This is a genomic window from Hwanghaeella sp. LZ110, from assembly GCF_048892525.1.
Lineage (GTDB): Bacteria > Pseudomonadota > Alphaproteobacteria > UBA8366 > Aestuariispiraceae > Pacificispira.
Genome location: NZ_JBLZHT010000012.1, coordinates 1 through 13,751, shown reverse-complemented (window position 1 = coordinate 13,751; position 13,751 = coordinate 1). Strand labels below are relative to the sequence as shown.

Sequence of the window (13,751 nt, the reverse complement as noted above, 5' to 3'; positions counted from 1 at the left end):
GGCTATTCTCCCAAATAGGCTTCTTGAACCGCCTTGTCGGCCCGGACCTCTTCAACCGAGCCGCAAGCGGCGACCGTCCCGTTGACAAGTACGGTTAGTCGATCTGCCAGCGAGAAGACGGCGCTGAGATCGTGTTCGATAAGGATGACGGAATGATCGTGCTTCAGGCCAGCAATCAATTCGGTGACGCGGCGTGTCTCGTCATAGCCGATACCCGACATCGGTTCGTCGAGCAGCACGATGGAGGGACGGGTGGCAAGGACCATAGCGATCTCCAGCATGCGCTGTTCGCCGTAACTCAGCGCGCGTGCCTGAACGTGACAACGTTCCTGTAGTCCGACCAGGGATAGGGCGCGTTCGGCTTCTTCCTCCAAGCGACGGTAGGCGGCGAAGGGCTTCACGAAACGGAAGGCATGGTCGAGATGCACGAGAGCGGCGGTCTTCACATTCTCTTGTGCAGTCATGGAATCGAAGATGTTGGTGCGCTGGAAGGACCGACCGACGCCGTGCCGGGCGAAGACATGAGCGGGTCTCCCCTCTAGCCGTTTGCCCACGACCTCGATCGTTCCGCCGTCAGGTCGGGTAACGCCGGACAGGAGGTTGAGGAAGGTGGTTTTACCTGCCCCATTCGGCCCGATGACCGCGTGGATCTCCCCCTGCTCGAGCGTCCAGCAGACCGAATTGATCGCGGTCAACCCGCCGTAGCGACGGGTCAGCCGATCGGCGACGAGAACTGCGCTCATGGCCGCGCCTCCCCGTCACGTCGTTTCAAGTTCTCTGCCCTTGCAGCTATCCATGGCCAAGCGCCGCCGCGCACCCTAAGGACAAAGAGGACAAGCATAATACCAAGGAAGAACTTCCAATTAGATGTGTAAGTGCCGAGATACTCTTCCAGCAGCGTGATGAGCACAGCGCCGAGAACTGGGCCGACGAGAGTACCGCTGCCGCCGAGCACCAACATGATGAGGATCTGCCCCGACATGTGCCAGGACAGGAGCGTCGGATCCGCGAACATCTGATGCAAGGCGAATAGATATCCAGCAAGGCCGGCGCCACCGCCCGCGATAACGAAAGCTGTGAGCGCATAGGTCTTACTGTCGAAGCCTACAGATTCCAGCCGGGGCGCGTTCAAGCCGATCCCCTTGACAATCTGTCCAAAGGGGGAGCGGATCAGGACAAAGAGAAAGGCTATGAACGCGGCGATGAGTGCCAGCACGAAAAAGTAGAACTGCCGCTCGTTGTCCAGGTTCAGAATTGCGATGCCGAAGAGATCGTAGCTGCCACGCTCCATCAGCACGACCCCGTCTGAGCCGCCTGTGAAAGTGCTATCGTGGACCAAATAGTAAAAAGCCTGCGAGAAGGCGAGAGTGATCAGCACGAAATAGATGCCCCATGTTCGCACCGCCAGAAAGCCGACCAATGCAGCGGCGACCATGGCACCGAGAACGGATAACGGCACGGCGAAGAGTGGCGCGATGCCACCCTTATCGACGAGAAGCGCCATGGTATAGGCGCCGATGCCGAAGAAGGCTGCGTGGCCCAGGCTAATCATCTTGGCATGGCCGACAAGTAAATCTAGGCTGAGCGCCAGCAGTGCCAAGATCAGAATACGGATCGCCAAGTCCATGTGGAAGGGCGAGACGAGAAACGGCAGGACGATCAGGACGGTGAGCGCCCCGCCTGGGATGAGATATCGAGGGGAGTTCATTTGCTGATCCTCGCGCCGAAGAGGCCTTCGGGCCGCAGATACAGGATTGCGGCCACAACCAGATAGATCACGACATTGCTGAGTTCGGGCAGAGTTACCCGACCAATTGTTTCCACCATGCCGACGAGGATGCTGGCAACAAAGGCACCCTTTAGCGAGCCGAGCCCGCCCAGGATGACGACCATGATCGCCGGGATCAGGATAGTCTCGCCCATGCCGGGATACAATGACAGGATCGGCGCTGCGACGATGCCCGCGAAGGCCGCCAGCACGATGCCGAAACCGAAGACAAGCAGGGAGACGAGGTTGACGTCGACGCCCAGCGCCGAGGTCATCTCGCGGTCGAAGACGCCAGCGCGGACCTGGATACCGATCCGGGTAAAGGACAGCAGCAGCCAAACGCTGATTCCGACAACGATCCCGACAACGGAGACAAGTAGCCTGTAGAGCGGATATTCGCGGTCGAAGCCGATTGAGACGCTGCCGGACAGGGCGTCGGGGATGTCGATAGAACGGATGGTCGGGCCCCAGACCATGGTGATCACCTCGTTGGCGATCAGGATTAGACCATAGGTCAGTAGCACTTGGTCCAGATGGCTGCGGTCGCGCAGAGAACGGAAGATCGTTTTCTCGGATGCCATCGACAGCGCGACGATGGCGGCTAATGCGGCCAGCACGCTTAGGATTGGTGGGATGCGGGCCTGCAGGCCCGCATAGAAGAGATAGGCGCCCAGCATGTAGAAGCTGCCATGCGCCAGATTAACGACACCCATAACGCCCAGGATCAGGGACAGCCCGATCGCGAACATGAAATAGAGAAAGCCGAGCTGAAATCCGTTCAAGACCTGGACACAGGCCGAAACGAGAAACTCATCCATCTGGAAAATCCCTCACCGGAATTGAAGACATTCGGCCGCTCTCCCCCTCCTAACACAGTGGGAGAGCGGCCGGTTTCCGCCTGTATCAGAGCGTGCAGTCGGTGGTCGGGGTTGTCAGGCTCTTGGCGGCCGTGTCGATCACAACATTCTGGCCGTTCTGCACCTCCAGGACGTAAATGTCCTGCACCGGATCGTGGTTCCGGCTGAAGGCCATTCGGCCACGCGGGCTATCCAGTGCGATACCGTCCAGAGCACGGGACAGAGCTTCTTTGTCCTCGGTGTTGCCGTCGGTGGTCTTAAGCGCCTCGACGATCGCCCGGCCACTGTCGTAGCCTTGAACCGCATAAAGCGACGGTGCCGAGCCGTAACGGTCCTGAAAAGCCTGCCGAAAGGCGGTGTTCTGCGGATTGTCCAGGGTTTCCGCATAGTGAAGGGTGGTTCGAATGCCCTCGGAGGCCTCGCCTTGAGCCGGGCGGACGTCACTGGTCGTCAGGAAACCGCATCCGTAAAGCGGGATATTACCGTGAAGGCCGAACTGGCTGTACTGCTTGACAAATTCCACCGCAGCGTTGCCGGCGAAGAAGCAGAACACTGCCTCGGCCCCGGAATTGCGGATCTGCTCCAGGAATGGCGCATATTGGATCTCCTTGAGGTCCGGCAGAACCTCGCCAGCGATCTCGCCGCCCGCCTCCTGGAAACTCTCGGAGAAATGCTTCAGCATAAGTGTACCGCCGGCATAATTCGACGCCGCCAACATCACACGGCGGATGCCTTGCTTGTACATCCAGGTGCCCATCGGCGCGCTGACCTGCCAATTGGAGAAGGAGGTTCGGTAAATGAAGGGCGAGCACAGGCCCTGCGACAGCCCGTCATGGCCAGCATTGGCGACGATCAGATGCGTACGTCCGTTATGCGCGACATTGCGAATGGCTGCCGCGACGGCGCTGGAAACCGGACCGACGAGAAAGTCGACGGCTTCCTGCTTCACCAAACGATTGGCACCCTGAATCGCCGTCTTCGGATTGACTTCGGTGTCCTGTTTGATCACTTCTACGGAGCGACCGGCAACCGTGCCTCCTTCCTCGGCCAAGGCGAGTTCTAGACCTTGGGCGATCTCTTCACCCAGTTTCGCATAGACGGACGAAAAGGGCAAAATCAGGCCTAGCTTGAGCGGCGTCGCCGCCCAGGCCGGATACACATTCGGAATGATACTCCCAGCGGCGGCCACGGAGCCCGCCGCGAGAAAACCGCGTCTTGAGATTGTGAACATTTCTTCCTCCCTTGGGTTTTTGGTCAGCACTCTTCCATCGTCGACCCGCTTGGGTCATCCGTCGGACACCACTTCCGGCTCATTCTTGTGAGACGGTATTCGTCAATCTGCGCTACTACGCGGCCTCGATTTTTGAACTCAGCTCCCGCAGTCGGAAGCGCTGGATCTTGCCTGTTGCCGTCTTCGGCAGGTCAGGTACGAATTCGAACCGGGCTGGGCATTTGAAGCGGGGTAGCTTGCTCTTGACGTAATCCTTGATCTCTTCCGCGAGGGCCGCGGAGGCGCACACCCCTTCCCCGGTCTTGCGCAGCACGACGTAGGCGGCGGGACGAACGAGACCGTCGGCGTTCGGTGCGCCGACGATCGCACATTCCTGTACGACGCTATGCTCGGTGATAATGTTTTCGATTTCCGTAGGCGAGACCCAGATCGCTCCGATCCGCAGCATGTCGTCGCCGCGCCCGACGTAGAACAGATTTCCTTCGGTATCCTGGTAATATTTGTCGCCGGTGAAGACGCCGCCGTCGCGCATTGTCTCCGCCGTCTTCTCCGGCTTGTTCCAGTACTCCAACGCCGCGGTCGGGCCTTTGGCGAACAGGCTGCCAATCTCGCCTTGCGAAACGGGTTTGCCGTCCTCGCCCAGCAGCACGGCCTCAAACCCGGGTACGGGCTTGCCGCAGGAACCGGGGACGACCGCACCGGGCCGGTTGACGATGAACATATGCGTCATCTCGGTCGTGCCGACGCCGTCCAAGATGTCTAGGCCGGTCAGTGTCCGCCAGCGGTTGAGCAGGGTCGGCGGAAGGACTTCGCCACCACTGACGCAAAACCGCGTTCGGGAACATGCCTCGGCGATCTCGGCCGCGCTCAGATGCTCCTCGGCATAGGCAATCATGCCAGAGAATAGGGTTGGGACACCCATGAAGACGGTCGGGCGATGCGTGATCCATTCCCGCCAAACACTTTCTGGTTTGATCGGTGCGCTAGTACAGACCGTTGTCGCCTTAGCCTTCAGCGGGAAATAGACCTGATTGCCTAAGCCATAGGCGAAGAACATCTTCGGCGGACACAGGATGACATCGTCTTGGCAAATGCCCTGCATCGGCAGCCCGAAGAGTTCGCAAGCCGAGAACATATGCTGATGGGTGTGCACGACCCCCTTCGGGCTGCCGGTGCTGCCGGAACTGTAGAGCCAAAAAGCGGTGTCATCAGGTGCGCAATTGAAGGTACCGCGAGGCTCTGTGGGATCGGCCCGCCGGTCGTCGAGACAGGAATACCCGTCGATCCGGCCCCGGACGGTCATGATGGCCGGGTTGTTCCGCAACTCGCCGATGGCGGGGAGCATTGTCTCGAAGATATCCGCTTCGACTAGCAGCACCCGTGAGCCGCTGTCGTTCAAGTAATAGATGTAATCCTTCGTCGTGAGATAGGTGTTGAGCGGGACTGGGATGATGCCCTCTTTGATCGCGCCGAAGAAGAAGGCCGGGAAATCCAGCCCGTCGCGCATACACAGCATAATCCGGTCGCCTGGACGGGCGCCGAGGCTGCGGAGAATATCCCCGGCGCGGTCGATATGCTCCAGAAGGTCGCCATAGCTGTGCGCGCGCCCATCCGCGATTAGACAGGGCTTGGCAAGGACCTCGTCGTCCAGGCCATCGAAAATATAGTCGACAACATTGCCTTTGAGTGTGGCGAGCATAATCAGAACTCCTCCCTATTCCCATCACCTTATTCTAATTTTTTTACGCTTGAATAAACTTACATATAAATAAAAAACTTTGTCAAGAGGGTTGTTCTACGATCTATCTGTGATACGAATTTCTTACACCTTCTGTTCAATAAGTCCTGATTATGTTATATATTACAATATGGTAAGCGAAAAAAACTATCGATAAGTGACTGAGCTCTGTAGTGCGTGTCCTTTATGAGATAGGTGAAGATCAATAAATTTAAGAATTTTATATTGACAAAATTTACGCTATGGTAAATTAATTAAATCTCACTTTAGGAGACCCTAAATGAATATCGAAAAACAGGGGATGGTGTTCCCACCCTATACGGTCGCGCCGGACCGGCGCCTAGCGGAGCTGTTCGCGCGAGGTATCGGCGTTGAGGGGGTGCCGGAAAGCGTGCCGCCCACCTACATGATCTTTCTGCGTGGCGAGTCCATCGGCGCGAATCTGTTCGAGGAACTGGATATTCCCCGGCAGAAGGCACTGCATGGCGGCCAGCGTTACGACTGGGTGCGCCCGGTTAAATGGGACGAAACCCTGCAAGTAACCGCCCGCGTGAAAAGTATCATTGAAAAACAGGGCAAGTCGGGACGGGTTTGGTTCGCCGATATCGAGTTTGCCTATGACGACATCCGCGGCCAGCGGGTTCTGACCGAAATCACGCGGCTGATAGAGAGGGAATGAGATGGAACGCTTTTCGACCGGCGCCATAGTTCTGGATACTGTCGTTCAAGGTGCTACCCGCGACCGGATCGCGTTGTTTTCGCAAGGTACGGAAGACCCCAACCCCATTCACACCGACAAGGCTTTTGCGGAATCGGCGGGATTTCCAGATGTACTGCAACAGGGACCTATGACCACCGCGCATTTCGCGCGCCTCCTGACGAGGCGGGCAGGTCCCCTGAATAGCCTGGACATTACGTTCAAGGCTCCAGTTTTCCCGGAGGAGGATCTTCATCTGACTGCTAAAGTGGATTCCGTTGCATCGGACGGTCTGGTGACATGCACCCTCGCGGCAGTAAAGGACGACGGCACAGTAACGGCAGTCGGTACCGCGACATGGAAATGAGCGAAACAACGACCAGTAACGACAGAACTGCGTTCGCAACAGCTTCGGCGGTCGTGCCCGTCATGGTGGCGGGGGGGTGTGTCGGTCCTTTCGGACGGAAGTCGACGCAGTCCCTCGGCATGATCGCCAGGCCTGTGGTTCGTGATGCGATCGCCTCTAGCGGGTACGACTTTGACGACATTCAGGCCGTCTTTGTCGGCAACGCCTTCGGTGGTGCATTGACAGGTCAAGAGTCGATACTGGGCCAAGTTCTTATGCGCGACCTTCCGCTGAACGGCGTCCCGGTGCACACGGTTAAGAACGCCTGTTCCAGTGGATCGGATGCGGTGCATTTGGCCTGGAGCGCCATAGCCCACGGTCAGTACGATTGCGTACTCGTGCTTGGGGCGGAGAAGCTGATACACGAGGATCGGCGCCTGCCCTTCACGACCCTAGCGACGGCAACCGATCATAAGCCTGGATCGGAGGGACGGTCAGTCTTTATCGACGTCAATGTGAAGCGGGCGCAGGACTATATGGAAACTTTCGGTGCGACGCCGCGTCACTTCGCGCTCTGCGCATCTAAAAACCGGTTCCATGCTTCGCTCAACGAAAAGGCCGCGGTGCGCGAGCCGATGTCTTGGGAAGTTATCCTGGCCGATCAGGTCGTTCTGGAACCGCTGACGCGGGCGATGTGTGGCGGCTTGGTGGACGGTGCGGCGGCGGTAGTTCTGGTATCGGACCGGTTGTATCGCCGGCGCGGTTATGGCGGTGTGCGAATTTCGGCCTCCGCAGTGACATCGGCCGTGCCGAACCCCGATGCGGTTGGCAGCGCGACGGCGCGGGCCGCCAAGCTCGCGTTCGAGCAAGCCGGCATCAATCCCAAAGATGTGTCTCTCGCCGAAGTACATGACCCGACCGCGCCGCAGGAATTCTTTGATATCGAGGAACTCGGCTTATGCGGTCGAGGCGAGGCGATTGATCTTGTTGAACAGGGTGAAACGACGCTCGGTGGACGTCTACCGGTGAATGTCAGCGGCGGGCTTACCGCACGCGGGCATCCGGTCGGCGCAACCGGGGTTGCGCAGATTGTTGAGATTTCCGAACAGTTGTTGATGCAGGCCGGAAAGCGACAGGTCCATAGGGCGCGGATTGGTTTGGCCCAGATGGCGGGCGGACTGCTTGGACCGGATTCGGCGGTGTCGACGGTTCATTTGTTGGAAAAGATTTAACTTAGGGGTTGGAAATGAAGTTTCCCATTCAAGATACCTATCAATTGTATATTGGTGGCGACTGGCAAACGTCTGCCTCCGGTGAAACGCGCGAGATACTCAGCCCACTTACAGGGGAAAAGATCTGTCGCGTCAGCGAGGCGAACGAATTCGATGTCTCCGCCGCTGTGATGTCCGGAAAGGCGGCCTGGCCAAATTGGTTCATGAGCGGCCCTCGCAAGCGGCAGGCTGCGCTGATGCAGGCTGCTGACCGTATCCTTGAGGAAGCGGAGCGTTTCGCTTGGCTTGAGACGCAGAACACGGGCAAGCCCTGGCGTGAGAGCTTGGCAAATGTGCGAACGGCCGTCGACCGTCTTCGTTACTACGCAGGGGCAATCCGTGTCTTAGAGGGCAATCTGCAGCAGGTTTCCAGCGATGTGTTGAGCATGAACATGCGCGAACCGCTCGGCGTCATCGGCATTATCGGCGCTTGGAATTTTCCGCTCAACATGTTCCTCGGCAAGATCGCGCCGGCCCTCGCGGCGGGAAACGCCGTCGTCTACAAACCCGCCGAACATACGCCGCTGTCCACGCTGGAACTGGCGCGATTGCTGGGCGAGGTGTTGCCGGCTGGTCTGGTAAATGTTGTTACCGGGCCGGGAAGAACGACAGGTGACGCGCTTGTTAACCACCCGGACATTCGTAAGATCACGATTACAGGCTCGGTCGAAACAGGCCGCCGGGTGATGGCTGCAGCGGCAACGTCCACCAAGCAGGTCACGCTTGAACTCGGCGGCAAGAATGCGCAGATCGTCTTCCCCGATGCCGATTTGGACAATGCAGCGCAGGGAGTCCTGCTTGGCGCGTTCCTCAATCAGGGGCAGGTTTGCACCTCCGGGTCGAGAATCTTCGTCCACCGCTCGGTTAAGGACGCTCTGTTGAAGAAAGTATTGGCGCTTGTTCCGATGCTGCGCTGCGGCGATCCATACGAAAAAACCACCAATGTGGGCTGCATCGTGTACCGCGAACATCTGGACCGCATCCTCGCTGCTATTGAAAAGGGGCGTCTTGAAGGGACGGAAGTTTTGACGGGCGGAGCGGTGCAGGACATATCGGGCTATCCGAACGGCCTGTTCGTTCAGCCGACCCTTTTCGGGGAAACTGATAACGCTTCGACCCTCGCCACACGCGAAATCTTCGGTCCGGTTGCCACAACCCATGTGTGGGACGAGGAGGAAGAAATGCTCGGCCTCGTCAATCATCTTGACTACGGCCTCGCGGCCGGTATCTGGACCGAGAATGTCGGAACAGCACACCGGACGGCGCAGGCGGTGGAGGCGGGCCGGGTTTGGGTGAACTGCTACAATCTATTCCCCTCCGGTGCCGCATTTGGCGGGACAAAGGCCAGCGGATTCGGACGCGAGGATTCTTTCGAAACCCTACTCGCCTTTACCCAGGTAAAGAACGTGATCATCGACAACAGTAGGAAGCACCGCACTTTCTATTAACCAAATTGTACTGAAAGAAGGAGACGTATCATGCAAAATCAAGTTTTTGGAGAAGCCGGTATTGGTAATGTGACTCTGGACAACTTTCTATCCCAGGATCAAGAATTTCAGGAATTGCAACTCAACTTGATTGCGATCCATGTGGTCAGCGAGGAAGTCGGCGCGGACAAGTTTGAGGAAAGCATCCTCCGTGCGCCGGATCCAAACAACAAAATGCGCATGGCAAAAACGGTAATGGAGGAATACGGCCATCACATCCGCTATCGCGAACTTCTCGACGAACTAGGTTTGGATTGGCGCGAAGTATGCGCGGAAAAAGCACACCTTACTACCTTCGATACGCCGATCGATACTTGGGCGGATCAGATGGCCTTCTTGGCACTGGTCGACCGGGCTGCCGCGCATCAGTTTCGACACTTCATTAAATCCCCGTATCAGCCATTCCGGGAAGCCAGTCAAAAAACCTTGAATGAGGAATACGGCCATGTCGGTTTCGGTATGGACGGAATAAAGGAGTTTCTGACCAGGGGCGAAGAGGGGGCCAAGATTGTCCGGCACACAGTATGGAAATGGCTGCCGGTTGCTATTGCCTCTTTTGGTTCGGATCAGTCGGCGACCAACGACCGTTTGCGTTACTGGGGTATCAAAACCCAGACAAACCGAGAAATGAAGCAGGCCTATTATGATCAAGTACGGGCTTTTATAACCAAAGACTGGGGCACAGACATCCCGGATTCCTTCGACGCTTTCCTGGAGGCCGCCGATAACCGCCAGGAAACGGCGGCGGCCTAAACAGGGGGTATCAGATTGTGAGCGCATTCTCCGTTTCTTTCATGGGAAGCGATGTCGTCGCTTCCTGCGACGCCAGCACCACTATTCTTGATGCGTGCATCTCAACTGGCGCGCCTGTGCCTTACAACTGCCGCTCAGGTGAATGCGGAGAATGTCGCGCCCGGCTGATGTCGGGTTCAATCGAGGAAATCCCAGGCGCCGATCCGGCCATATTCAACGATGTGGATCGGCAACAGGGCGACATCCTGACCTGCATGTGTTTCCCGCGCTCAAACTTGGAACTCGACGTGCCACTGAAAAGCAATAAGAACGTCGCGGCCATCGAAACCATTAATACCTTAGTTGAGGAGATAACTTGGCACGGTCGCGAAATTCTGGAGGTGGCGGTATTGCCGCCGTCTCCAATTTCATTTCAGCCGGGCCAATACTTTGACTGGACGATCCGAACCAATGGAGTGAAGCGGTCTTTTTCGGCAGCTAGCGCGCCAGACAGCGAGATGCTTCGGTTTCATATTCGGCTTCATCCAGATGGCATCGCTAGCAATTTTGTGAGCGATGTTCTTCGGGTTGGCGATTTCTTGGAGATTACCGGTCCATTCGGCCATTTTAAGATAAGCGACAATGCGCACAGACCGGCCATCTTCGTGGCTGGAGGAACTGGTTTCGCGCCAATCCGCTCGATCTTGGATGCCGCAGTCAGTCGAAAAGACACCCGCCCCGTCCGATTGTTCTATGGTGCCCGTACTTCGGATTCGCTTTATTGCACCGACGACGCGGACCGTTGGCGGTCGACACTTCCGGATTTCAAGTTCTTTCCGGCTCTATCGGACGAGCCGATCGAAACTGGTGTTGACGCCTTTCGGGGCAATGTAACGGACCTACTCGACAGCGAACTCGGTAGCGAGGTGTTCGGAGCCGAGGCTTATCTCTGTGGACCTCCGCCGATGATCGACGCCGCGATCGACATTCTACTCACCAAAGGGATAGAAAAAGAAGATATATTTTATGATAAATTCCTGCCCGCAAAACGCTGATCCCCAGGACGACCTTCGCTCGAAAAGCGTTGTACCGCCTTCAGCGGTGCATAAGGCAGTGATGTCTGATGGAGCGGTAATCTGGCTGCGGAGGTACGGCAATCCCGCTGGACCGCGACTTGTAATGTCTCATGGAAACGGCTTGGCGATTGAGGCGTATGTCTTATTCTGGCGCCAGTTCCTGAACAGTTACGATGTTGTGTTGTTCGACATGCGCAATCACGGCCAAAACCCGCTGCACGAAGCAGCTGGTCATCGATGGAATCGTTTTGTGATCGACATGGAGGAGATCCTGGACGCTATCGACGAGCAATTTGGCGGCAAGCCAGTTGTGGGAGTATTTCACTCGCTGTCGGCCGTGACCGCCGTGAAACATGCGGACCATTATCGGGGACGATGGGAAGGCCTGATCCTATTCGACCCGCCGATCTATCCGCGCCACGGTCATCCGCTACAGCCGGTCGAAGACGCGCATATGCACGATATGGTCCGGCGCGCCAGCCGGCGGCCGTCGCGCTATGACAATCCAGCACTTCTGGCCCAGCAGTTTAAGCGGCGACCGGAATTCCAGGGCTGGGTACCAGGTGCGGCCGAACAGTTGGCCGAGGCAACGCTACGAAGGAATACACAGACCGGTTCCTGGGAGCTTTGTTGCCCGCGTGAGTTCGAAGCCTATATTTATCAAACGAATAATGATCTATCAGTTTGGACTGCGCTCTGTCGGCCACTAAAGGAAACCCCAATAACTATCATCGGTGCCGATCCTGAAATGGAAAATCAACTGCCGTCAGCCAGTATCTGCCGGGCCGTGGCTGAAGAAGCATGCTTACCCTATTGTAGTATCCCCAGGACAACACATTTCCTTCAATTTGAACAACCCGAGTTGTGTTACAAAGCTACTATTGAGGCTTTGGCAGAGGAAACTCGATTGAGGTGTGGTTAGGATGGCGATGTTACGTTAGCCGGTGAGTTGTGGTGCTGATTTGAGATGCACAGATCAATCTATCGCCGCCACTGTTTCCACCCTTCAATCATCCAGATCGCCGTTCGGCTGACCAAGTCACAGAAGTTATTAGCGACTTTTTCTTCCGTCTTAACCGTACACTCCATTTGTTCGGCCTTCTCAGCCACCTAAACAACAATATAATCCCGCGCAGCGTCCGACGTCTTGGCCTCACAATACTCCAGTGTATTGGGTCGGTGGGCAAAATGACGGATCATGCCAAGAGGATCGTCCGTAAGCGCTAGAGCGTGATGATTTTAGACGGAATCGGAATTAGGGGATTCCCTATATCTGCGAATAGTGATTCACCATGGATGCTGGGAAAGGAGGCCAGTATCCATGACGCGACCCTATTCGATGGATCTTCGTGAGCGTGTTGTTTCGGCAGTTGAGGATGAAGGGCAGTCCCGTCGCCAGGCGGCGTTTCGGTTCGGCGTTGGCGTTAGCACGGTGGTCAAATGGCTGCGACGCTATCGTGACACCGGGAGCGTTGCGCCGGATCGGATCGGCGGCTACAAGCCTTCGAAGATTGTCGGCGCGCACCGGGACTGGTTGATCGTGCGCTGCCATACACGGACGACTTCACCCTGCGCGGGCTGGTGGACGAACTGGCCGCGAACGGGGGCTCGATGTCGATTACCGGTCGGTCTGGGCGTTTGTCCATGCGCAGGAGCTCACGCATAAAAAAAGACGCAGGTCGCCAGCGAGCGTGACCGCCCGGACGTCGCCCGACAGCGGGCGCGATGGATAAGCCGTCAGGGCAGCATCGATCCGGCTCGGCTGGTCTTCATCGACGAGACATGGACCAAGACCAACATGGCACCGCTGCGGGGTTGGGCACCGCGCGGCGAGCGGCTTGAGGGCAAGGCACCGCACGGACATTGGCGGACCATGACTTTCCTGGCTGCCCTTCGCCAGGATGGGGTTACGGCACCCTGGCTCATCGACGGGCCGATCAATGGTGAGCGCTTCCGGATTCTATGTCGAGCGCGTTCTCGTTCCGACCCTGCGGCCAGGCGACATCGTTATCATGGACAATCTGGGCTCCCACAAGAGCAAGGCGGTCCGTCAGGCCATCCGCGCCGTCGGCGCAAGGCTCCTGTTCCTGCCCAAATACTCACCCGACCTGAACCCCATTCCCATTGAGCAGCTTTTCTCCAAACTCAAACACTGGCTCAGAAAAGCCAGGAAACGGTCCACCGACGATCTATGCAACGCGCTGGGAGACATCCTCAACTCAATCGCCCCATCAGAATGCCGCAATTACATCGTAAACGCCGGATATGAACCCGTCTAATATCATCATGCTCTAATTCTAAAGCGTCGAAACCCAATACCTGCAGCTTCATTTGTCAGAGCAAAAACCGAATGAATCAGTTCGAACAAGTCTTAGGACAGCGCCTCGTAGTATTTTCCGATGGCCGAAGAAAGATCAGTGCTGGCACTGAAACCGAGATCGTGTTGTGCCCGCTCTGGACTTAGAATACCTGAATAGTTGACACTCGATCCGAGATAATTCAGCCCGTCACCAATAGAGATTTCAGCGTTCGGATAATATTGCCGAAC

The 13,751-nt window shown here is 57.0% G+C and carries 12 protein-coding genes and 1 pseudogene; 8 read left to right on the top strand and 5 right to left on the bottom strand.

Annotation, left to right across the window (positions count from 1 at the left end; all coding sequences use genetic code 11):
- Positions 1 to 2: 2 nt before the first annotated feature.
- The 5 genes from ACOSDM_RS18665 to ACOSDM_RS18645 all read right to left on the bottom strand — a co-directional run bounded on the left by ACOSDM_RS18665 (position 3) and on the right by ACOSDM_RS18645 (position 5,555).
- Complete coding sequence (locus tag ACOSDM_RS18665; protein WP_420726077.1) at positions 3 to 743, bottom strand: ABC transporter ATP-binding protein; 741 nt, start codon at positions 741 to 743, stop codon at positions 3 to 5.
- Positions 740 to 1,708 carry a branched-chain amino acid ABC transporter permease gene (locus ACOSDM_RS18660; protein ID WP_420726076.1) on the bottom strand — a complete coding sequence of 323 codons (969 nt, stop codon included), beginning with the start codon at positions 1,706 to 1,708 and terminating at the stop codon, positions 740 to 742. Before ACOSDM_RS18660 ends, ACOSDM_RS18665 begins: the two co-directional genes overlap by 4 nt.
- A complete protein-coding gene (locus ACOSDM_RS18655; protein ID WP_290482097.1) occupies positions 1,705 to 2,586 on the bottom strand; it encodes a branched-chain amino acid ABC transporter permease in 882 nt (293 codons plus the stop codon). Before ACOSDM_RS18655 ends, ACOSDM_RS18660 begins: the two co-directional genes overlap by 4 nt.
- Before the next feature lie 85 nt (positions 2,587 to 2,671).
- Complete coding sequence (locus ACOSDM_RS18650; protein ID WP_290482096.1) at positions 2,672 to 3,856, bottom strand: ABC transporter substrate-binding protein; 1,185 nt, start codon at positions 3,854 to 3,856, stop codon at positions 2,672 to 2,674.
- 115 nt (positions 3,857 to 3,971) lie between these two features.
- Entirely contained in the window at positions 3,972 to 5,555 is a 1,584-nt protein-coding gene (locus ACOSDM_RS18645) for a benzoate-CoA ligase family protein (protein ID WP_420726075.1), read from the bottom strand.
- A gap of 319 nt (positions 5,556 to 5,874) precedes the next feature.
- Here ACOSDM_RS18645 and ACOSDM_RS18640 point away from each other — a divergent pair, with 319 nt between their 5' ends.
- The 8 genes and pseudogenes from ACOSDM_RS18640 (at position 5,875) to ACOSDM_RS18605 (ending at position 13,482) form a co-directional block, all read left to right on the top strand.
- Positions 5,875 to 6,273, top strand: a complete 399-nt coding sequence (locus ACOSDM_RS18640; protein WP_290482093.1) for an FAS1-like dehydratase domain-containing protein — start codon at positions 5,875 to 5,877, stop codon at positions 6,271 to 6,273.
- 1 nt (position 6,274) lies between these two features.
- Positions 6,275 to 6,658 (top strand): MaoC family dehydratase, encoded by a 384-nt coding sequence (locus tag ACOSDM_RS18635; RefSeq protein WP_290482092.1) that lies wholly within the window; start codon positions 6,275 to 6,277, stop codon positions 6,656 to 6,658.
- Positions 6,592 to 7,869 carry a thiolase family protein gene (locus ACOSDM_RS18630; protein WP_420726074.1) on the top strand — a complete coding sequence of 426 codons (1,278 nt, stop codon included), beginning with the start codon at positions 6,592 to 6,594 and terminating at the stop codon, positions 7,867 to 7,869. The genes ACOSDM_RS18635 and ACOSDM_RS18630 overlap by 67 nt, the downstream gene beginning before the upstream one ends.
- 14 nt (positions 7,870 to 7,883) lie before the next feature.
- Positions 7,884 to 9,356 (top strand): aldehyde dehydrogenase family protein, encoded by a 1,473-nt coding sequence (locus ACOSDM_RS18625; protein ID WP_420726073.1) that lies wholly within the window; start codon positions 7,884 to 7,886, stop codon positions 9,354 to 9,356.
- A gap of 30 nt (positions 9,357 to 9,386) precedes the next feature.
- Positions 9,387 to 10,148, top strand: a complete 762-nt coding sequence (locus ACOSDM_RS18620) for a Phenylacetic acid catabolic protein (RefSeq protein ID WP_420726072.1) — start codon at positions 9,387 to 9,389, stop codon at positions 10,146 to 10,148.
- 17 nt (positions 10,149 to 10,165) lie between these two features.
- Positions 10,166 to 11,182 carry a 2Fe-2S iron-sulfur cluster-binding protein gene (locus tag ACOSDM_RS18615; RefSeq protein ID WP_420726071.1) on the top strand — a complete coding sequence of 339 codons (1,017 nt, stop codon included), beginning with the start codon at positions 10,166 to 10,168 and terminating at the stop codon, positions 11,180 to 11,182.
- Positions 11,154 to 12,125: an alpha/beta hydrolase gene (locus ACOSDM_RS18610; RefSeq protein WP_420726070.1), complete on the top strand. Its 972-nt coding sequence runs from the start codon at positions 11,154 to 11,156 to the stop codon at positions 12,123 to 12,125. The genes ACOSDM_RS18615 and ACOSDM_RS18610 overlap by 29 nt, the downstream gene beginning before the upstream one ends.
- A 399-nt stretch (positions 12,126 to 12,524) precedes the next feature.
- Positions 12,525 to 13,482: pseudogene (locus tag ACOSDM_RS18605) on the top strand (IS630 family transposase).
- Positions 13,483 to 13,751 lie beyond the last annotated feature (269 nt).

What these genes read in the sequence shown, in the direction of transcription:
- ACOSDM_RS18665 (WP_420726077.1), bottom strand. Translation starts at nt 743, where the DNA reads ATGAGCGCAGTTCTCGTCGCCGATCGGCTGACCCGTCGCTACGGCGGG.
- ACOSDM_RS18660 (WP_420726076.1), bottom strand. Translation starts at nt 1,708, where the DNA reads ATGAACTCCCCTCGATATCTCATCCCAGGCGGGGCGCTCACCGTCCTG.
- ACOSDM_RS18655 (WP_290482097.1), bottom strand. Translation starts at nt 2,586, where the DNA reads ATGGATGAGTTTCTCGTTTCGGCCTGTGTCCAGGTCTTGAACGGATTT.
- ACOSDM_RS18650 (WP_290482096.1), bottom strand. Translation starts at nt 3,856, where the DNA reads ATGTTCACAATCTCAAGACGCGGTTTTCTCGCGGCGGGCTCCGTGGCC.
- ACOSDM_RS18645 (WP_420726075.1), bottom strand. Translation starts at nt 5,555, where the DNA reads ATGCTCGCCACACTCAAAGGCAATGTTGTCGACTATATTTTCGATGGC.
- ACOSDM_RS18640 (WP_290482093.1), top strand. Translation starts at nt 5,875, where the DNA reads ATGAATATCGAAAAACAGGGGATGGTGTTCCCACCCTATACGGTCGCG.
- ACOSDM_RS18635 (WP_290482092.1), top strand. Translation starts at nt 6,275, where the DNA reads ATGGAACGCTTTTCGACCGGCGCCATAGTTCTGGATACTGTCGTTCAA.
- ACOSDM_RS18630 (WP_420726074.1), top strand. Translation starts at nt 6,592, where the DNA reads ATGCACCCTCGCGGCAGTAAAGGACGACGGCACAGTAACGGCAGTCGG.
- ACOSDM_RS18625 (WP_420726073.1), top strand. Translation starts at nt 7,884, where the DNA reads ATGAAGTTTCCCATTCAAGATACCTATCAATTGTATATTGGTGGCGAC.
- ACOSDM_RS18620 (WP_420726072.1), top strand. Translation starts at nt 9,387, where the DNA reads ATGCAAAATCAAGTTTTTGGAGAAGCCGGTATTGGTAATGTGACTCTG.
- ACOSDM_RS18610 (WP_420726070.1), top strand. Translation starts at nt 11,154, where the DNA reads ATGATAAATTCCTGCCCGCAAAACGCTGATCCCCAGGACGACCTTCGC.